Origin of the sequence: Paenibacillus sp. FSL E2-0151, from assembly GCF_037993015.1 — a bacterium.
In the GTDB taxonomy this organism is placed as follows: Bacteria; Bacillota; Bacilli; order Paenibacillales; family Paenibacillaceae; genus Paenibacillus; species Paenibacillus amylolyticus.
In genome coordinates, this window is record NZ_CP150308.1 from 3,263,492 (window position 1) to 3,282,574 (window position 19,083).

Here is a 19,083-nt window from a genome sequence, read left to right on the forward strand (position 1 = left end):
CAGGAGAGAACCATCATGATGAAAAAAATATTAATCATTTTGCTCAAAATATTCGGAGCCATCGTTATCGCTTTTGCATTATTTATTGCCACTGTTTTTATTGTTAATGTATTTAGCAACAAATCGGAAGAAGGGAAAATAAAACCCTATGGTCAGTTTGTAGCAGTTGACGGGAAAAACATGAATGTGTTGATTCAAGGAAAAGGAAAAGAAACGGTGGTATTGCTTCCTGGATACGGAACACCTGCCCCAGCCCTTGATTTCAAACCGCTGATCGATGAGCTATCTCCATTTTACAAAGTCGTTGTCATTGAGCCTTTCGGTTATGGATTAAGTGACATTACTGAAAAAGAGCGTACCACTGAAAATATGGTTAGTGAAATTCATGAAGCGTTACAGCAACTTGGTATTCATAATTACACGCTCATGGCTCACTCCATTTCAGGGATATACGGCCTGGATTATGTGAACAAATATCCAAACGAAGTAAGTTCATTTGTGGGAATTGAGAGCAGTGTCCCAACGCAGGGAGGTAATGATGATCCATTTCCAACCGAAACGTACAAACTGCTTAAAAAATCAGGATTCTACCGATTGTTAATGAAACTGGCCCCTGATCAACTGATTGCACCCGATGTTGATGATGAGACCAGAGAACAAATTAGAATACTTTCACTCAAAAATACGTTTAATCCGAACAACCTGAATGAAGGCGAAAACTTTGGTCCTAATTTCAAAGCAGCTGAGAACTTGTCCTTCCCCAAAGATCTTCCGTTGATTTTCTTCTTACAGGCGAATGATACGGAAACGGAAGGCTGGATACCCTTGCATGAAGAGCAAGTCAAAGATTCTGTGCATGGAAAAGTGATGACATTTGAGGGAGAACATTATTTGCATCACACCCGATCCAAAGAAATGGTTCAAGAATATAGGAAGTTTATGAGTGAGATAAAATAGTATTGTCGCCAACAAAAGAAGTCGCGAAATCGCGGCTTTTTTTTTGTTGGCAAAATGATGAATATACAAGCGTAGTTACTTTATTGGAAAATTTAGGTTGACACTTCTTTTTATCGCGTATACAATCGTATACATGAATACGCTGTATACATATGTATACACGTTATGGGGGTGGCAAATATGAGAGATCGTCCTATCGAAGAGAAGGATGGAAGTGTACGTCAAGTTGAGCGTCCGAGACGTGATATGAGTGACAATGAGCAACGTGGTGAACGTTCCAGACGTGGAAGAGGTCATGTTGAACATGAGGGAAAACGGGGCCGTGGTGCGCAAACATTCCGTCGCGGCCGAATTCTTGTATTTCTGGAACAAATGCAGAATCGAAGAACAACGCTCGCCAGACAACTTGGTCAGGAGGAGTATGAACATATTCGCCCGATAATCAGTGGGGAGTTGAAAGCCATTGATCAGGTCATCGACGAGTATATCCATCTTTTCGAGCTGCAAAATGAAGATGTAAACCCCAATAAGGATCTGGAGAGTGAGAGTGAATAAGTATGATTCGTCGTTTTTTTTCGTATTATCGTCCCTATAAAAAACTGTTTTTGATTGATTTTGGATGCGCTGTACTCGCAGGTCTTCTGGAGTTGGCTTTCCCCCTTGCCGTCAGCAAATTCATTAATGAATTGTTGCCAGGTCAGGATTGGCCTCTCATTATGCTTGCCTGCGTCGTGCTGTTATCCATCTATGCACTTAATACCGTATTGAACTATGTAGTTACATATTGGGGACATATGCTGGGCATTAACATTGAGACCAACATGCGTGAGAAGATGTTCGCTCACTTGCAGAAGCTGTCCTTCCGGTTCTTTGATAATCGTAAAACAGGCCACTTAATTGGTCATCTTACGAATGATCTGAATGATATCGGCGAGGTTGCTCACCATGGACCTGAAGATGTGTTCATCGCAGTGATGACATTAATCGGATCGTTCTGGCTGATGGCTAACATTAATCTGGAGCTTGCGCTGCTTACCTTTATCATTATCCCAATTATGGCTTGGGTCATTATCGTATTTGGTGGCCGCATGACAAAGACCTATCGGCGACTTTTCGGAGACGTCGGCAATTTCAATGCGCGTATTGAAGACAACGTCGGCGGTATGCGTGTTGTGCAATCGTTCGCCAACGAAGAACATGAGAAAGAACTTTTTGCAGTGGACAATCAGAATTTCCGTAAAACCAAACTGCTTGCCTACAAAACGATGGCGAAAAGTATCTCGGTGAGTTATATGATGATGCGACTGGTTACGGTGTTTGTCATGATCAGCGGGGCTTGGTTTTATATCGATGGCAGAATCAATATGGGTGACTTTATGGCCTTCCTGCTTCTGTCCAATATCTTCTTCCGCCCGATCGAGAAAATCAATGCCGTCATTGAAAGTTATCCAAAGGGCATTGCTGGTTTCAAGCGTTATCTGGAGATCATTGATACAGAACCTGAGATTGCGGATAGCAAAAACGCCGTTGAATTCGAAAGTGTGAAGGGTGATATTCGCTTTGAGAACGTCTCGTTTGGATATGAATCCAGTCGGCGTATTCTAAGTGATATCAGTCTGTCTGTTCGACCAGGGGAAACCGTTGCTTTTGTTGGACCTTCGGGTGCAGGCAAAACGACAATCTGTAGCCTGTTGCCTCGATTCTATGAGGTAGAAGAGGGACGTATCACTGTAGATGGTGTGGACATTCGTAACGTTAAGCTTCAATCCTTGCGCAAGCATATCGGAATCGTTCAACAAGATGTATTTTTGTTCTCGGGTACCATTAAGGAGAATATTGCTTATGGTGATCTGAGTGCAACGGATGAACAAATCTGGGATGCCGCCCGTCGTGCCTCATTGGAGGAATTGATTCTTACGTTGCCGGATGGTATGGATACTGTCATTGGCGAGCGTGGAGTTAAGCTATCTGGAGGACAGAAGCAACGGTTATCTATTGCTCGTATGTTCTTGAAAAATCCACCCATTCTTATTCTGGATGAGGCAACCTCAGCGCTGGATACGGAAACGGAAGCACTGATCCAGCAATCACTCGCTGAATTGTCGGTGGGCAGAACTACACTTGTGATTGCACACAGACTGACAACTATCAAGAATGCAGATCGAATCATCGTAGTAAACACAGATGGTATCGCTGAGCAGGGCAACCATGAGGAATTGGTCGCCGCTGGAGGGATATACAGCCGTCTTCATCAGGTGCAATATAGTCACTCTTAATCCATGTAAATTGAATTTACACTAGCCACTCCGATGACAGAATAACCTTCCGATCGCTGTTATCCCCAGATTTTTTTATTCCTCTTATCTAAAGGGGAAATCCGGGGATAGCGTATGCTTTCGATGTAGCTTTCTTGCAGAAAGCTTTCAGGCGAACGCTCCGCTTCTTCAGGTTCTTTCTGTCCTCTCCGTTTTGTGTAAATGTTTAGTTCAATTTATATAGAAACTTAAGTAGCTGACTAAGTATCTGGATCAAGTATCTAAAACAAGTAAACCTTGCCGCGCATATGCGCGGCTTTTTTTATTGATTGGATATTAAAAATGAAGTTATAAAATGCTATGTAAAATATAATGTTGACAACGTCCACTAACGTGATTATTATAATGTTGACAATGTCCACTAAAAAGGAGGGTTTGACATCGACTCTCAGTACATAAATCCAGATATACTGGCTGACATGCGACGTTTTAACCGTTTTTATACCAACATACTCGGTGTACTTGATAAGCATATTCTCGGAACAGGGTATTCGTTTGCAGAAGTACGAGTCATTATTGAGATTGGAATTCGGGGAGAGAGCATTGCGAATAATCTGGTAGATACACTGACCATTGATCGCAGTTACATGAGCCGAATTGTGAACAAGCTGTCCAAGGAAGGACTGCTGGTGAAAGTGGATTCTGCGGCCGACAGCCGGGTCAGTCTGATTCGTCTGACAGCCAAGGGTGAGGAACTGTATGCCCAATTGAATGACCGATCCGATCAACAGATCCTGAAGCTGATGCAAGAATTGAATGAAGAAGAGATTCAAGAGGTATACACCTCCATGATGAACATACAAGAGAAGTTGAACAAGAAGGCAGGAGAGACAACACGATGATACGATTTGAATGTGATTATAACGAAGGTGCGCATGAACGCATTTTACAAAGACTGATGGAAACCAATATGGAACAGACGAGCGGGTATGGCACGGATGGACACTGCGAACGGGCGAGAATGCTTATTCGTCAGGCTTGTGACAATGAGCAAGCTGATGTTCATTTCCTGGTTGGTGGTACACAGACAAATACAACGGTGATTGCCTCTATTTTGCGTCCATATCAAGGTGTGATTGCTGCGTCCTCGGGACACATTGCGGTTCATGAAACCGGAGCTATTGAAGCTACGGGACATAAGGTACTCACAGTTCCAAGCGAGGACGGAAAGATCACGCCTGAGCAGGTTAGAGCAGTCTACGATGCGCACATGAATGAGTCGTCGCCGGAACACTGTGTTCAACCAGGAATGGTCTACATATCCCAACCAACGGAGAATGGAACGATGTACAGCAAGGCAGAACTGCAAGCATTGCATACAGTGAGCAGAGCATGTGGTCTTCCTTTTTTCGTGGATGGAGCACGCCTTGGATATGCACTCGCTTCACGCGCTTGCGATATGACACTTGCTGATCTTGCTCGCTTGTGTGATGTGTTTTACATCGGGGGAACCAAGATTGGCGCATTGATGGGAGAGGCGGTTGTTATCCTGAATGATGCACTGAAACCTGATTTTCGTTATATGATCAAACAAAAAGGTGGCCTGCTTGCCAAAGGCAGATTGCTAGGTATCCAATTCGAAACGTTGTTCGAAGACGGTCTGTACCTCGATATTTCTCGCCATGCCATAGATATGGCCTTGAGAATTCATGACTCACTCGAACAGCAGGGGGTACGCTTCCTGTACGATTCACCAACCAACCAGCAGTTTCCGATTCTGCCTGATCGTTTGCTTGAGAAATTACGCAACGGTTATACGTTCACCTTCTGGGAAAAGGTTGACGATACACACAGTGCGGTGCGCTTCTGTACCAGCTGGGCAACGCAGCAGGAGAATGTGGATGCACTGACTCGTGACATCACTCAATTATTGCACGAAGAGATCCACGTGCCAGAACGGGTCGAAGCATTGGTCTAATCTTGTTCATTAAATTAAGGAGAACAGCTCCGATTTCCTTTCATAAATACGAGTATTTTGAAAATTCCAAAAGATATTACGCAGAATTTTGATACTGAAAAAAGGACAATCCGTTGTGGTTGTCCTTTTTTGGTTTGCCTTTTGTGTGATAGTTGTGAGATAGAGAGTACATACTCGGTTACTCACTCAAGGCCATGTCATATTTCTCTTTCAGCCGTCGGATATCGGCTCTTGGCGGCGCACCGAACATGCGTGCATATTCGCGGCTAAATTGAGAAGCACTCTCGTAACCAACCCGGAACGCTACATCTGCCGCGTCAGCAGATTCGGCCATCAGAAGTCGCCGGGCTTCCTGTAATCTTAATTGTTTCTGGAATTGTAATGGGCTCATAGCTGTGATCTCTTTGAAGTGACGATGGAATGAAGAGACGCTCATGCTCGCGGTCTCAGCCAGATCTTCAATGCGAAAAGGCTGTTCCCAATGATGAACGATGTACTCAATCGCTTCTCTGATCCGATAAGTGCTGCTACCTTCAACCGCAATCTGCGCCAGTTCTCCTCCGTAAGGCCCTTGAAGGAGACGGAACAGGATTTCTTTAACGTACAACGGAGCCAGAAACGGAATCTCTCCTGGCGTATCCAGCAATCGAACAAGTCGGAGTACAGCATCCTGAATGGACGATTCCATCTGACCTACAAACATGGCTCGTCTGGCGTTTTCGTTGAATGTTACCTTGATATTACATTCGTTAAGTACTTCGAGAATTTGGTTCGGTGTGAATTCGAGCTTAAGACTTAAGTAGGGTGCATCTGCGGATGCCTTGATAATCTGCCCGATGACCGGGAGATTCATGGAAGCAATCAGGTAATTGGAAGAGGGCCTGAGAGGATCAGGCAATCAATTAAGACGATTGATATACCGCTTGCAGCCCATGACTCGGCATACTAAGAGTATGTTAACAGAGCCAAGCGATTAAAGTTTATTTGAAAAGTTGGGTGAGTAAGGTGATGAAGTGGTTATCAAACCATGTGAGGCAAATTTTGATTGACAGGCTCGAATCACAGATCAAGTTCGAAGAAAATTCCGTACATCGAGAGATATACTTCACATGCTGGTTAGAGCTAGTTACCGAAGAGGTCGAGACAACATCAGTTTACAGAACAAATTCAAGGAGAGTGTGAGATATGGAATATGTGGGCTAACAGGAAATCTCAGTTGATCCGAATCCTTAATGTTGAAGTCGCCATTCGGCGGCTTTTTTTATAGTGATCTGATAAGTGAATTGACAGTTCCTTTATATTAAAGTTATTATAGATACATTAGATCCTTAATTGAGAAGGAGATTATAATCTATGAATAACGGACATTCATCCGGTCAAGTGAACGAATCATCGAGTGGTCATTCCGCTCCTTTTGCTACGTTACAGGGCACACCTATCTTATCATTGCTCCAGCCATCCCAAGGTGAACGTATTCTTGATGTAGGTTGCGGTAATGGCGGTCTGACAGCCAAAATTGCAGCCGCAGGAGCGCTGCCAACAGGTATAGATTTTTCAGAAGAGACGATTAGGCAAGCTAAACAGAAATACCCTGATATGAATATTCAAGTAGCAAATGCTTGTCATTATCGGACAGAAGAACCGTATGATGCGGTCTTCTCTCATGCCGTTCTGCATTGGATAAAGGATGCTCCAGCTGTAGTACAATCAATACAGTTAGCGCTCAAGAGGGGCGGGCGATTCGTGGCTGAGTTTGCTGCAAATGGTAACACGGCTATATTAATTACAGCGGTACAGGAAGAACTGGATGCCCGTGGATACAAATGGGAAGGACGGAATCCGTGGTATCACCCGACCATTGGCGAATATGCTAATCTTCTGGAGCAACACGGATTTCGAGTTAGTCTGGCTCAGCATGTGGATCAATTTACCCCGTTCAAGCCAGGTGCCAAAAAGTGGTTGACCAGCTTCGCGGAGTATTTATTCAGTGGTATCACACCTGCGGAACAGGATGTTATTATGGAAGCTGTTGAGAAAAAAGTACAGCCACAACTGATGCGGGATGGACAGTGGTATCTGGACAGAAGCCGACTGCGAGTTGTAGCTATTAAGGAATAGGGGAATACGGGATGAAAATGGACAAACCCAAGATTCAGGAGCAGTTGCTCGAACCGGAAACGATTGCATTCCTGGAATCCAAAGTGGAGTACAAACACAAACTGATCGAGAACATTACATTGGATCAACAGGAAGCGAGTAAGGTTTCCTTTGAAAATGTTGTATTTAGACATGTGACAATCTCGGAGTCTACCTTGGAACAATTTGAATTCACCGATGTCCGGTTCGAACACTGTGACTTCTCCAATGTCAATCTCTCTAGTGCCTTCATGCATCGAATCGAATGGCATAACTGCAAGTTTGTCGGAACTGATTTTTCCAATAGCCGATTGCAAAATGTCAGTTTCCTTCATGGTCTAGGCGACTACAGCAATTTCCGTTTTGCCCATCTGAAACAGGTCTCCTTCTCGGAATGTACCTTGATTGGTGCGGACTTTGCCTATCTGGCACTGCAAAAAATGGAGTTCCGTCAATGTAACATCGACCAAGCATCCTTAACGGGGACCAAAATGAAGGATTTGGATCTTAGCGATTGCGAATTTGACTCCTTGGTGCTGACGATGGAAGATCTCAACGGTTGTGTGATTTCACCACATCAAGCCGCCACATTTGTAGGATTAATGGGTTTGATTATCAAATAAAGGGCATGATCACATTTACGGGGTTGCCAAGATAGTGGAAGTGTGTATAATTGGAGTCACATTAGAATAAAAACAGGTTTTCTAGGGTTCCGCGATGTATGTGTCGGTCTGGTCCGAGAGAAAACCCGCAACCTGTTGGTTGTGCCACGGAGGGATAAAAGCCTGGGAGATGAACTGCTACATGCAGTTTGTTTCCCGGGCTTTTTTTGTTTTTACGCTAATGAACCTTACGGGTTGTACAAAAAATGTAGTAGAGAAGGAGTGTTACAAGAATGAATAAAACGTGGATGTCGGTTGTGATTGCTGCGTTGTTTGAAGTAGGTTGGGTCATTGGATTGAAACATGCCAGTGGTCTGCTGGAATGGGGGTTTACGTTGGTTGCAATTATCATTAGTTTCTCCTTGATGATTGCAGCTTCGCGTACACTGCCTGTGGGAACCGTATATGCCGTATTTGTTGGCCTGGGTACCGCTGGCACGGTACTTGCAGAGATTGTTCTGTTTAATGCGACTGTTCAAACCGGAAAAATGGTACTCATTGGTGTACTTTTACTTGGCGTGATTGGTCTTAAAATGCTGAGCAAAGAGAAGAATAAGGAGGTGCAGCTATAATGAACTGGGTATTTCTTATCTTGGCAGGTATATTTGAGATGATCGGAGTGCTGATGATAAACAAGTTGCACAAAGACCGTAATCTCATTTCACTGGTTCTATTGGTAGGCGGGTTTGGTTTAAGCTTCCTGTTCCTGTCCATTGCAATGGAAACTCTTCCGATGGGGACAGCATATGCCGTTTGGACGGGAATCGGGGCCTCCGGTGGTGCCATTCTGGGCATGGTGTTTTATGGAGAACCTCGAAATGCCCTTCGAATTCTGTTTATCGCTATGGTGCTCGGATCGGCAGTTGGTCTTAAATTGGTGAGTTAAACAAAGTGATTTTAAAAAGATAATGTACAAATTACGTTTTTAATGGTATCCTTATACGTTACGTGTGAAATAAAAGATGCGTCATATTGATAGATGTGCGTAAATGAAGGAGACAACATGACATTTAAGGACTTAAATATTATCCCCTCTATTATGGAAGGGTTAAGCAAAGCAAACTATACTAATCCTACCCCTATACAGGAACAGGCCATACCAGCTGTATTAGCTGGCAGAGATCTGCTGGGATGTGCACAGACAGGAACAGGCAAGACGGCAGCATTTTCAGTGCCGATCATTCAATTATTAAGCGAAAGATCCAAAGGGCAAGGATCGAAGTCCGCACGACATATTCGCTCATTAATTTTGACACCAACACGAGAACTGGCTATTCAGATCGCGGATAATATCAAGGTATATAGCCGGTATACGGACATTCGTTGTACGGCAATCGTTGGCGGCGTTTCGCAAAAAGTGCAAGAGCGTGCGTTGAATCAAGGTGCAGATATTATTATCGCAACGCCTGGTAGATTGAACGATCTGATTAACCAGAAACGTATTGATCTGAAGATGGTTGAGATTCTCGTTTTGGATGAAGCAGACCGGATGTTAGACATGGGCTTCATTCATGATGTGAAAAGAATCATTGCCAAAATGCCGAACAAAAAGCAGACGCTGTTCTTCTCAGCTACGATGCCTCCTGAAATCACCAAAATGGTTAAAACCCTGCTGGTTGATCCAGTCAAAGTAGAAATCACACCGGTATCTTCAACGGTAGACCGCATTGAGCAGTCTATTTATTTGTTGGAAAACGGCAAGAAGCAACATATGTTGAACCAAATTTTGGAGGATAAATCCATCGTCACGGCATTGGTGTTCACACGCACGAAGCGCGGCGCTGACCGGGTTACACGTGATTTGGCCAAAGCGAATGTTACGGCACAGGCTATTCATGGCAACAAGTCTCAGAACGAGAGACAACGGGCACTGAACAACTTCAAGAGTGGTGCAACACGTGTATTAGTTGCGACGGATATCGCGGCAAGAGGAATTGACGTAGAGGAACTTTCACATGTCATTAACTTTAACCTGCCTAACATTCCGGAAACGTATGTTCACCGTATTGGCCGTACAGGTCGAGCAGGCAAAAGCGGGATGGCCATCTCGTTCTGCGAGAAGGACGAACTTCCATTCCTGAAGGATATCGAGAAAGTAATCAAAAAGACGATTCCTGAAGTAAAAGGTCATCCGTATCCAATGACAGGTGTACCTGTGTTTGATAAAACCAGCAAAGCATCAGGCAGTAAACCTTCGTTCAACAAATCGGCTGCAGGCAAACCGGCGAAGTCCAAAGCTAACCCGGCACGCAAGCCCAAATCCGAATGGTTTGCCAAGAGTGGTAAATCAAACAGTAGTCGTTCAAACGACGGTAGACCCAATAGCAGTAGATCAAACAGTAGTAGCAGTAAATCTAACCATGGCTCATTCAGCCGCAGCAGCAAAACTAGGAATGATAGAGCCAATTAAGATCTAAATAAATCCAGATAAAACCTTCTCCATTCATTTGGAGGAGGTTTTATTATGTGCTTTTATGTGCAACGAGCTTATTTACATACGAACTTACATTCGGTATCATTATATCGTCCACTGGTGAAAGGGAGGTACTGACTTGAAGGATACGATGATTGAATACAGTTTGAAGAAGAAAGGTGCGACCAAGGATTATCCATTTGGGCCTGATCCAGTCGCGATGAAGGTCGGAGGGAAAATATTCGCATTACTTTTCGAAGACAAAGAAGAAAATGGTCTATTAAACTTAAAATGTGATCCCATTATTGCAGAGAACCTGAGAGAGCAGCATGAAGCGGTTCGACCAGGATATCATATGAACAAAAAACACTGGAATACCATTACGCTGGATGGTTCATTGTCCGATGAAGATGTCTATGTCATGATCGATCACTCGTATGATATGGTTGTCAAATCCCTTCCAAAAAGCGTTCGGGAGTCTTTGGCCGAATGAGGAGAACATATACCACTTTCTCTACACCTCATTCATCATGTTATTGACATTTAAGAGGTAGGTGAAAAGGCTAATGGTCTGCTTCTCTAACAGAATGAATATCCTATGAAAATGAAGACATATTTGAAGTCCATTTGGTTCCATTACCTTGGAAATAAACAAGATCGAACGGCCTTGTTTAATGTGGCTTCCCTTGTTATCAATGCTGTAACAGGGATAGGCAAGTTAATCCTGGGCATATATCTGCTTTCGGGATGGTTCATTACAAATGCTGTATATTATCTGATTCTGTGTGTGGCAAAAGGACAAGTGCTCCATAAATATACAGTTACCAAGAGAATGGACTCTCCCGAAGAAAGATATAGATTAGAACTTACGGTATATAAGCGCGGAGGTCTGTTCCTGTGTTTACTAGGCGTGTCCTATTCGATGGTCTGCCTGCGAATGTATCTAATCGGCGATGCCTTCATATATGAGGGTAACATCGTGTATATCGTATCTACAGTTGCTTTTACCAAGCTGGTTTTTGCCGTGTATGGTACCTGGGCGAACCGTCATCTCCATAACCCGATCATATCTACATTGAAAATGATTAACTTCACCGATGCGATGGTATCCATCGTGGTGACCCAAGCGACGTTACTTACCATGCAAGGCTCACCTCTTGCATTAAAAACCAGTAGCTTGTTTGGCATGGGGTGCAGCGTTTTATTTTGTTTGATGGGGGTCTGGATGATGTTCCACAAAAAAAAGGAAACAAGCACGGACCCAAACCAATCTCCTGGCACTGAATGTTAACATTGAAGCATTAAGAGCAGGGGAAGGTAATTTTGGTTGACGTTTCAGCATGTTGATCAATACATATCAAATGATTTGCACATGACGGAATAGACAAGTGTCATCTATACTTAAAGTGACAACGGAAGAAGGCGTATTGGCAATCCACTAAAGGAGTGATATCTATGGATCAACAACAACAATTGGCAATGGTACAACGTATGCGTCAAAATGTCGTCGGTACAGGTGCAGCTCTTCAACCCAGTTCCACGTATGCGGTCACAGTAAAAGAAGTCATGATTCCTACAACTAAAGGGGATACACGTGTACTTGTGTATACACCGGATAGGGAGCATTCCGCGCCTCTGCCGGTCTTTTTTAATATGCATGGGGGTGGTTTCATCTTGGGACAAGCAGAGATGGATGATCCATGGTGTCGCTTGATTGCTGATCGATCTGATTGTGTGGTCGTTAATATCGATTACAGTCTTGCACCAGAGCACAAGTTCCCAACGGCGGTTCATGAATGTTACGACGTTGTACAGTGGGTCCATGCCAACCCGCAATCCTTCTCGGTTAACCCGTCTCTATTCGCTATTGGGGGACATAGCGCTGGTGGTAATCTTGCTGCAGCAGTGTGTTTACTGAATCAGCAACGAGGTAGCGAGCTGCCAATTGTTCTGCAAATTATGGATTATGCCGTATTGGATGTGGCTACAGATCCGGCCGAGAAACCGAGTTTTGCAGAAGCCATTCCAGCCGATATCGCCAGAACGTTCAATGCTATGTACCTTGAAACGTCAGAAGAGGCGCAAGACCCGTGGGCTTCACCTGTGCTTGCAACATCAGTAGAGGGACTTCCAGAAGCATTGATCATTACCGCGGAGAAAGATTCACTGGCCCAAGAAGCAAGAACATATGCAGCAAGGCTGGAAGCAAGCGGTGTGAAGGTGACACTTAAGGAGTATAAGGGAGCCGCTCATGGATTTACGCATTTTGGCGATCTCCAGATGGCTGAGGATGCCTGGTACCTGATGAGTGACAAGATCAGAGAAGCATTTTCCAAATAACGTGTATCAGAGTGACGCTTAGAAGGAATATAGTTACCTTGAAGTCGCCTAATGGCGGCTTTTTTTCGTTCATTGGTGTAATTGCTTCAATGGCATGTTGAAACCAAGCTTCTGAGCTTGCGGATGTGTTAATAAACTAGATTAGGAGCCTTATTGAGATTATAACGATATCGTTAAGGGTAAGAGTTGTTAAATTAGAGGAAATAATGACCAATACCAGGAGGTTTATTATGAACCAATATAACAGTCCATCCGATATCGCGATTCTTGGCATGGGAACGGCTCTACCTGCTCACCCCGTAGCACAGTCAGATATTGCAGAACTAATCGCTTCTTCTCTTCAGGATCGGCCAGATTTGGCCCGTTTTGCCAGACGAATATTCAAGTCCTGTGGTGTTGAAACACGATATACCGTGGAACCGAGCTATCTGGGTTCACTCGAAGAATGCCGTTATCTGCCCTCTGGTGAGCGATCAGACATCCCGACAACCGAAGAACGAATGAATACATACAAGCGAGAGGCGCTTCCGCTCGGGGTTGAGGCTGCAGAGAAAGCCCTGGAGGATTCAGGCGTATCTCCAAAGAGCATCACACATATCATCACGGTCAGCTGCACAGGTCAATATCTGCCGGGTCTTGATGTTATGCTCATCCGTCATTTGGGTTTGTCTGCCCGAGTTAATCGACTGCCGCTAATCTTTCAGGGTTGTGCCGCAGGGCTGAAAGCCATTCAGATGGCACGAGATGTGGTGCAGGGAGCTCCCGGATCACAGGTCCTTGTGGTCTGTGTAGAGTTGTGCACCATTCATTTTCAGCCCGTACAAGATCGGGAAGCGCTGTTTGCAGCTTCATTCTTCGGAGACGCTGCTTCTTCTTGTGTAGTGGGCACACCAGAACCTCAGCACAAGAATGTTTTGAGTCTGGGAACGGGTTATTCTGTGCTTCTTCCCGATTCGACTGAAGATATGACCTGGGAGGTGGGGAATCTGGGGTATGACCTGTATCTATCCCCACGTATTCCAAAATTGTTAGGTGTTCACCTGGAAGAGGAACTGCGTCTCTTATTGCAAAGTGAACAGCTGCCTGAACTGTGGGCCATTCATCCGGGAGGACGTGGGATTGTGGACTCTGTGCAGAATGTAATGAAGCTTCGAGACGAGCAAACAAAGTATAGCAGGGATGTCCTCAGAACGTATGGTAACTTATCCTCCAATACCATTCTGTTTGTAATGAACGCGATGCGTGAGGACATGAAGGTACAGGGTCAATCCTCCACAGATGGTGTAGCCATGGCATTTGGACCGGGACTCACCGCAGAGTTGATGAAATTCACTTATGTACCCTCATTATCTTCAGTGATGGAGGAGCACGATCATGTCCTTTTTTAGAACATTGTCCATTCGAGCCAAGGAAGATGAACTGATGGATGACTTCTCTCTGGGAGGGGAGGAGCTGCGTGAAGCGCTTAGACATCTGAGACGTCTTAACAAAATATTTGCAGCACCTGGCCCAACTCTGGCTGGTGTAGAGAAGTTGTGGAACTCAGTCGGTAAGCCGAATAAGCTGACCCTGCTGGATGTGGGGGCAGGTTCAGGGGATGTGAACCAGAAACTACTGCAATGGGCAGATCGTCAGGGTGTTCAGCTGGAAATTACGTTGGTTGATCTGACGGAAGAAGCGTGTGATGAAGCGAGACAACTATTCCGTGACGAATCCCGAGTCCGGGTACAACGTGCCGATCTTACACAACTGCCGGATGCTTCAGCAGATATTGTGACAGGTTCCCAGTTTGTACATCATTTTGACGGAGATCAGCTGGTCGATATGGTTTCTCATATGCTAAGAGCATCCAGATACGGTGTCGTTATTAATGATATTCACCGCCACCCCGTATCCTATAAGGCGGTCTGGATTACTACACGGATGATCTCGCGCAATCGTTATATTCGTCATGATGGGCCTCTTTCCGTAGCCAAAGGTTTTACAGGGAGGGATTGGAAGGAACTTAAACAACGTCTCAATCATGATACGATGACCTATGAATGGAAGCCCTTATTCCGTTATTCTGTTGTAATTCCCACGAAAGGCAGGTGATCTTACGTGTCGAAATCGATAGATGTGATTGTCATCGGAGCCGGAATTGCCGGCAGTACATGTGCAATGCAACTGGCAGGGAAAGGACATCGGACCCTTTTGCTGGATCGCCAGGAGTTCCCGCGGCACAAAACCTGCGGTGAGTTCATGTCACCCGAAACCAAGGAGATGTTAGAAGTTCTGGATATTCACCTTCTGGACCAGTCAAAGAAACCGAGCACCATGGATCATGCCAAAATCGTTATGCCACAAGGCGGAGTGATCGAAGCACCGCTGCCGGGATTCGCATATGGCATAAGTCGATATGAGCTGGACCAGATTTTGCATCAGAAGGCGCTGGAGGCCGGAGCCCAGATTGTGACCAAAGCGACCATAACGAGCATCGAGCAGCTTGAGGATGCCAGTTATGAGGTTCAGGTGAAACAGGGAGATGAGCGGATCAGTTACAGAGCCAAAGCCGTTATCGGGGCACATGGGACCAAAAAGCCGCGGGGGATGGCTTCCGCACCTGATCTGCGGGACCAAACCGTATACGTTGGCGTTAAGTCCCACTTCAGCGGGATAGAGATTCCCGCACGCGTAGAGTTATATTTTTGCGAGGGTGGTTACGTGGGCATTTCTCCGATTGAGGATGGTATTGTGAATGTCGCCGCATTGTTAACACTGGATACCGTCCAGGGAAGTGGCAAGTCTGTAAACGATATTTTACAGGCGGCATCCCTGACAAACGTGAGCTTGGCATCCCGTTTAGCTGAAGGAAAACCTGTAGATGGAACGCAAGTGTCGATTGCGCCGCTGCATCTGTCCAACGTTCCTGAACCGTGGTCTCAATATCCGCATATTGGGGATGCCATGCTGATGATACCGCCCTTATGTGGAGACGGAATGTCCATTGCCCTTCGCTCCTCACTCCTGTGTGCAAGGTGGACTGACAAGTACCTGCAGGGCGATATTGAACATGCCGATTGGCAGAGTAATTACACGCTGGAAGCAAGCCGTGAATTCACCCAATTGCTCAGACGCGCAAGAAGAATCCAAAAGCTGGCTTTTGCTAAGACCAATAAATTCTATCCTGGTCTGGCCCGGATGATCCCTGGTCTAGCCGCTTATGTTGTGAAGGCCACACGGCTATCCGAGATGAACGCAGCGCGCTAACAGGCTGAATGTTTGCTCAATACTTCTGCGAAAGAGGTTGCTGACGGCGGCCTCTTTTTTGGCGTACAAACATTAATTTTGTGGAGACAGTTTGGAAATTCGGGAAATGCTCGTATAATAGAATTTAATGTAATGATAGAGAGTTAATTCAGATGAAATGTCGGGAGGCACTAATTAAGATGAACTATTCATTTTCCAATCGTATCGCAGCACTGCAACCATCCATTATTCGTGAGATTCTGAAGGCTTCTTCGGGACAAAATGTGATTCCATTCTCCGCGGGAAATCCTGCTCCGGAAACCTTTCCTATTGAGGCGATTCGCACATTCACTCAATCCATTCTGGAGCATGACCCCGTCACAGCTCTGCAATATGGGATAACGGAAGGATATGTTCCCCTCAGGGAAGCATTGACTCAACATTTGAAGACAGGTTTTGATACAGGTAAACCATCCGATCAATTGTTCATTGTATCTGGAGCGCAGCAGGGGATTGAACTGGCCTGTAAAGTATTCTGTAATGAAGGGGACACGATCATCTGTGAGAGCCCGAGCTTTATTGGTTCCCTGAACTCCTTCCGGGCATCCGGTGCAAAGCTTGCCGGTGTTCCGATGGAGATGGACGGTATGGATATCGAGAAGCTGGAACAGGCACTGCAAACGGAGCCTAATGTGAAACTGATTTACGTGATCCCGAGTTTTCAGAATCCGACGGGTGTAACAACGAGCCTGGAGAAACGTAAAGCCATATACGAGCTGGCTAAGAAGTATGGCGTGATGATTTTGGAAGATAACCCGTACGGAGAACTTCGATTCAATGGAGACGATGTGCCAACCATCAAGTCTATGGATGATGAGGGTCTGGTCATCTATGTTGGATCATTCTCCAAAATTCTATCGGCGGGACTGCGCGTTGGTTTTGTACAAGCGCCCCATGAAGTCGTGGAGAAGATGGTTGTTGCCAAACAGGGAGAAGACGTACATACGGCCATGCTTCCACAGATCCTGGCGTACAAGTTCATGACAGAGTATGACTACGCGGGGCACATTAACAGCATTCGTGAGGTCTATCGGAGAAAAGCAACATTGATGATGGACAAGCTGCAAGAGCATATGGGTGAGTCCATTACCTATACCCAACCGGATGGTGGACTGTTCCTCTGGTGTGATCTGCCGGCACATGTGCCAATGCTTGATTATGCCAAGACAGCGGCAGCTCAAGGTGTTGCGGTTGTACCGGGAAATGCATTCCTGGTGAACGAGCAAGACCCTTGTAATGCCATCAGACTTAATTTCTCAACCCCTTCAGACGAACAGATTGTCAAGGGTGTAGAGATTTTGGGGCAGGTATTGAAAGGATATAACGCTTAAAAATGCTTCAATGTGATATATCTACGAAAAGCCGCCAATTGGCGGCTTTTTTTGGGCTTTTTCTCGTCCTTAATTATCAATTAAAGCACTTAATTCTGCTTGAAATACCTTTTGATTCTTCTGATTGAAAGTACTCAGCAGCACTGTAACAATCCCATTTCCTTTTCGTCTGGGAGTCAGTCCAATGACTTCTGCAATGACATGAAGTTCATCATCCGGAAAGACCGGTTTCAGGAATTGAATGTTATTCATTCCGGTGCCCGCCACGACATGCTCTCCATAGACCCCGACCTCAATCCATAATTTAAAGGAGATATTCATCGTTTGCATGCCAGAAGCAATTAAACTGCCAAAGCGACCTTGCTTGGCCTTTTCCTCATCCAAATGCATGTACTGTGGGTCATAGATTGTGGCAAACTCAATAATATCACTCTTGGATAATGCCAAGGATGTGGATTTGTAGCGCTGACCTATTACATATTCACTAAATCTCATGAAGGCACCTCGGTTTCTTTAATATGTTTTTTCGTAGTTGATGTTTTGCTAAGAGACATGACTGGACTGACGTGTTAAAATGCTAGTGAACTATCCCGTGTGTATTGCTGTGTTACTGCCATAATGAACTAAACAGATGAAGCTGTTTTTGAGGAGTATATATGATGACAACGATTAAAGATGTAGCCAAGATGGCTGGTGTAGCCAGTTCGACCGTATCTTGCGTACTCAACGATAAAGGGAATGTAAGTGAGCCGACAAGACTTCGAGTGCTTGAGGCAGCGAGTCAACTCAATTATGTTAGGCATGGTCCTGCATCGGAATTAAAACGAAATAGTACACAAACCATTGGTATTATTGTCCATGACATGTCCAGCCCGTATTTCTCGGATTTGGTGAACGGAATAGAAACCGTCGTTATGAGTCATGGATACGATATGATCGTATGTAGTTCGTTGGGTGGAGAGAAGTCGACAGCCCATCGTTACATTCGTGAACGAAGAATTGACGGAGCTATTGTTATTGCTCAGAATATTCAAGATCAGTTGCTGATTGAAGCATCTGAAGCAGGGTTTCCGATTGTTGTCATGGATCGGGATCTGGATGCTCAACATATTGTAAAGGTTTTGATGAGTGATACGCAAGGCGGTTACTTGGCTACCCGTTATCTGATCGATAAAGGGCATCGGACAATAGCTTATATTAGTGGCCCGTCACAATCGGAATGTAATCTCCATCGTTATCAAGGTTATTTGAAAGCCCTGAAGGAGGCAGGTATCGAAGAGAACCCCGAATGGAAAATTGGCGGACAATTCATGAAGCAAGATGGGTACGATGCAGCCAAGAAACTGCTTGAAGGAGAGTTGCCATCCGCTGTATTTTTTGCAAATGATGAGATGGCGATCGGCGGCTTGGAAGCCTTCAGGGAGCATGATATCTCAATACCTGAGCAGTTATCCGTAATTGGCTTTGACAATATACCTGCATCTCAGTACATGAATCCACCTCTAACCACATTTCGTCAGCCGAAGAGGGATGCAGGCCAGCTTGCAGGTCATGTTCTCTTCCAACTGCTGAACGGAGAGATCGTAGAGACGTTATATACACTGGACATCCAATGCGTGGAACGTGATTCTGTTCGGCTCCTCAACCTGAGTTGAGGAGTTTTTTTGCATTCGATAGAATTTTAAATACTTAAAAAGAAAGGAGAGTAGCCATTAATGCATAA

The 19,083-nt window shown here is 45.0% G+C and carries 20 protein-coding genes and 1 riboswitch; of the genes, 18 read left to right on the forward strand and 2 right to left on the reverse strand.

The window, feature by feature from the left end; all coding sequences use genetic code 11:
• Positions 1-15 precede the first annotated feature (15 nt).
• The 5 genes from MHI55_RS14870 (at position 16) to MHI55_RS14890 (ending at position 5,190) form a co-directional block, all read left to right on the forward strand.
• Positions 16-957, forward strand: coding sequence for an alpha/beta hydrolase (locus tag MHI55_RS14870; RefSeq protein WP_339199494.1), 942 nt, complete (start codon positions 16-18; stop codon positions 955-957).
• Between the two features lie 180 nt (positions 958-1,137).
• Entirely contained in the window at positions 1,138-1,512 is a 375-nt protein-coding gene (locus MHI55_RS14875) for a hypothetical protein (RefSeq protein WP_339199496.1), read from the forward strand.
• A gap of 2 nt (positions 1,513-1,514) precedes the next feature.
• Positions 1,515-3,233: an ABC transporter ATP-binding protein gene (locus tag MHI55_RS14880; protein WP_036670808.1), complete on the forward strand. Its 1,719-nt coding sequence runs from the start codon at positions 1,515-1,517 to the stop codon at positions 3,231-3,233.
• A gap of 458 nt (positions 3,234-3,691) precedes the next feature.
• A complete protein-coding gene (locus MHI55_RS14885) occupies positions 3,692-4,114 on the forward strand; it encodes a MarR family winged helix-turn-helix transcriptional regulator (RefSeq protein ID WP_036670809.1) in 423 nt (140 codons plus the stop codon).
• Positions 4,111-5,190, forward strand: a complete 1,080-nt coding sequence (locus tag MHI55_RS14890; protein ID WP_340020300.1) for a low specificity L-threonine aldolase — start codon at positions 4,111-4,113, stop codon at positions 5,188-5,190. Before MHI55_RS14885 ends, MHI55_RS14890 begins: the two co-directional genes overlap by 4 nt.
• A gap of 178 nt (positions 5,191-5,368) precedes the next feature.
• Here MHI55_RS14890 and MHI55_RS14895 read toward each other — a convergent pair whose 3' ends face one another.
• A complete protein-coding gene (locus tag MHI55_RS14895) occupies positions 5,369-6,043 on the reverse strand; it encodes an AraC family transcriptional regulator (protein ID WP_235193823.1) in 675 nt (224 codons plus the stop codon).
• A 500-nt stretch (positions 6,044-6,543) separates the two neighbouring features.
• Here MHI55_RS14895 and MHI55_RS14900 point away from each other — a divergent pair, with 500 nt between their 5' ends.
• The 12 genes from MHI55_RS14900 (at position 6,544) to MHI55_RS14955 (ending at position 17,360) form a co-directional block, all read left to right on the forward strand.
• Positions 6,544-7,308 (forward strand): methyltransferase domain-containing protein, encoded by a 765-nt coding sequence (locus tag MHI55_RS14900; RefSeq protein ID WP_340020301.1) that lies wholly within the window; start codon positions 6,544-6,546, stop codon positions 7,306-7,308.
• An 11-nt stretch (positions 7,309-7,319) separates the two neighbouring features.
• Complete coding sequence (locus tag MHI55_RS14905) at positions 7,320-7,949, forward strand: pentapeptide repeat-containing protein (protein WP_036670813.1); 630 nt, start codon at positions 7,320-7,322, stop codon at positions 7,947-7,949.
• 70 nt (positions 7,950-8,019) lie between these two features.
• Positions 8,020-8,120: riboswitch (guanidine-I (ykkC/yxkD leader) on the forward strand.
• Between the two features lie 101 nt (positions 8,121-8,221).
• Positions 8,222-8,560 (forward strand): multidrug efflux SMR transporter, encoded by a 339-nt coding sequence (locus MHI55_RS14910; RefSeq protein ID WP_036608190.1) that lies wholly within the window; start codon positions 8,222-8,224, stop codon positions 8,558-8,560.
• The gene (locus MHI55_RS14915) at positions 8,560-8,874 is read left to right on the forward strand and encodes a multidrug efflux SMR transporter (protein WP_036670814.1); all 315 of its coding nucleotides are present in this window, start codon (positions 8,560-8,562) and stop codon (positions 8,872-8,874) included. Before MHI55_RS14910 ends, MHI55_RS14915 begins: the two co-directional genes overlap by 1 nt.
• A 117-nt stretch (positions 8,875-8,991) precedes the next feature.
• Positions 8,992-10,398, forward strand: coding sequence for a DEAD/DEAH box helicase (locus MHI55_RS14920; RefSeq protein WP_036608186.1), 1,407 nt, complete (start codon positions 8,992-8,994; stop codon positions 10,396-10,398).
• 142 nt (positions 10,399-10,540) lie between these two features.
• Positions 10,541-10,894 (forward strand): MmcQ/YjbR family DNA-binding protein, encoded by a 354-nt coding sequence (locus tag MHI55_RS14925; protein ID WP_076249404.1) that lies wholly within the window; start codon positions 10,541-10,543, stop codon positions 10,892-10,894.
• Between the two features lie 105 nt (positions 10,895-10,999).
• The gene (locus tag MHI55_RS14930; protein WP_036608182.1) at positions 11,000-11,692 is read left to right on the forward strand and encodes a hypothetical protein; all 693 of its coding nucleotides are present in this window, start codon (positions 11,000-11,002) and stop codon (positions 11,690-11,692) included.
• Positions 11,693-11,856: 164 nt separating this feature from the next.
• Positions 11,857-12,741, forward strand: coding sequence for an alpha/beta hydrolase (locus MHI55_RS14935; protein WP_127548351.1), 885 nt, complete (start codon positions 11,857-11,859; stop codon positions 12,739-12,741).
• A gap of 230 nt (positions 12,742-12,971) precedes the next feature.
• The gene (locus tag MHI55_RS14940; RefSeq protein WP_339187569.1) at positions 12,972-14,129 is read left to right on the forward strand and encodes a type III polyketide synthase; all 1,158 of its coding nucleotides are present in this window, start codon (positions 12,972-12,974) and stop codon (positions 14,127-14,129) included.
• Positions 14,116-14,835, forward strand: coding sequence for a methyltransferase domain-containing protein (locus tag MHI55_RS14945; RefSeq protein WP_127548355.1), 720 nt, complete (start codon positions 14,116-14,118; stop codon positions 14,833-14,835). The genes MHI55_RS14940 and MHI55_RS14945 overlap by 14 nt, the downstream gene beginning before the upstream one ends.
• 6 nt (positions 14,836-14,841) lie before the next feature.
• Complete coding sequence (locus MHI55_RS14950) at positions 14,842-15,990, forward strand: FAD-dependent oxidoreductase (protein WP_340390466.1); 1,149 nt, start codon at positions 14,842-14,844, stop codon at positions 15,988-15,990.
• A 179-nt stretch (positions 15,991-16,169) separates the two neighbouring features.
• Positions 16,170-17,360, forward strand: a complete 1,191-nt coding sequence (locus MHI55_RS14955; RefSeq protein WP_062834297.1) for a PLP-dependent aminotransferase family protein — start codon at positions 16,170-16,172, stop codon at positions 17,358-17,360.
• A 69-nt stretch (positions 17,361-17,429) separates the two neighbouring features.
• Here MHI55_RS14955 and MHI55_RS14960 read toward each other — a convergent pair whose 3' ends face one another.
• Positions 17,430-17,855, reverse strand: coding sequence for a MaoC family dehydratase (locus tag MHI55_RS14960; protein ID WP_282321509.1), 426 nt, complete (start codon positions 17,853-17,855; stop codon positions 17,430-17,432).
• Positions 17,856-18,016: 161 nt separating this feature from the next.
• On the opposite strand from MHI55_RS14960, the gene MHI55_RS14965 reads away from it, so the two are divergent.
• Positions 18,017-19,015: a LacI family DNA-binding transcriptional regulator gene (locus MHI55_RS14965; protein WP_340390467.1), complete on the forward strand. Its 999-nt coding sequence runs from the start codon at positions 18,017-18,019 to the stop codon at positions 19,013-19,015.
• Positions 19,016-19,083: the final 68 nt, after the last annotated feature.

Coding starts and splice junctions, on each gene's coding strand:
- MHI55_RS14880 (WP_036670808.1), top strand. CDS start 1,515: ATGATTCGTCGTTTTTTTTCGTATTATCGTCCCTATAAAAAACTGTTT.
- MHI55_RS14890 (WP_340020300.1), top strand. CDS start 4,111: ATGATACGATTTGAATGTGATTATAACGAAGGTGCGCATGAACGCATT.
- MHI55_RS14885 (WP_036670809.1), top strand. CDS start 3,692: ATGCGACGTTTTAACCGTTTTTATACCAACATACTCGGTGTACTTGAT.
- MHI55_RS14930 (WP_036608182.1), top strand. CDS start 11,000: ATGAAAATGAAGACATATTTGAAGTCCATTTGGTTCCATTACCTTGGA.
- MHI55_RS14915 (WP_036670814.1), top strand. CDS start 8,560: ATGAACTGGGTATTTCTTATCTTGGCAGGTATATTTGAGATGATCGGA.
- MHI55_RS14960 (WP_282321509.1), bottom strand. CDS start 17,855: ATGAGATTTAGTGAATATGTAATAGGTCAGCGCTACAAATCCACATCC.
- MHI55_RS14965 (WP_340390467.1), top strand. CDS start 18,017: ATGATGACAACGATTAAAGATGTAGCCAAGATGGCTGGTGTAGCCAGT.
- MHI55_RS14870 (WP_339199494.1), top strand. CDS start 16: ATGATGAAAAAAATATTAATCATTTTGCTCAAAATATTCGGAGCCATC.
- MHI55_RS14875 (WP_339199496.1), top strand. CDS start 1,138: ATGAGAGATCGTCCTATCGAAGAGAAGGATGGAAGTGTACGTCAAGTT.
- MHI55_RS14945 (WP_127548355.1), top strand. CDS start 14,116: ATGTCCTTTTTTAGAACATTGTCCATTCGAGCCAAGGAAGATGAACTG.
- MHI55_RS14920 (WP_036608186.1), top strand. CDS start 8,992: ATGACATTTAAGGACTTAAATATTATCCCCTCTATTATGGAAGGGTTA.
- MHI55_RS14910 (WP_036608190.1), top strand. CDS start 8,222: ATGAATAAAACGTGGATGTCGGTTGTGATTGCTGCGTTGTTTGAAGTA.
- MHI55_RS14895 (WP_235193823.1), bottom strand. CDS start 6,043: ATGAATCTCCCGGTCATCGGGCAGATTATCAAGGCATCCGCAGATGCA.
- MHI55_RS14955 (WP_062834297.1), top strand. CDS start 16,170: ATGAACTATTCATTTTCCAATCGTATCGCAGCACTGCAACCATCCATT.
- MHI55_RS14900 (WP_340020301.1), top strand. CDS start 6,544: ATGAATAACGGACATTCATCCGGTCAAGTGAACGAATCATCGAGTGGT.
- MHI55_RS14935 (WP_127548351.1), top strand. CDS start 11,857: ATGGATCAACAACAACAATTGGCAATGGTACAACGTATGCGTCAAAAT.
- MHI55_RS14905 (WP_036670813.1), top strand. CDS start 7,320: ATGAAAATGGACAAACCCAAGATTCAGGAGCAGTTGCTCGAACCGGAA.
- MHI55_RS14940 (WP_339187569.1), top strand. CDS start 12,972: ATGAACCAATATAACAGTCCATCCGATATCGCGATTCTTGGCATGGGA.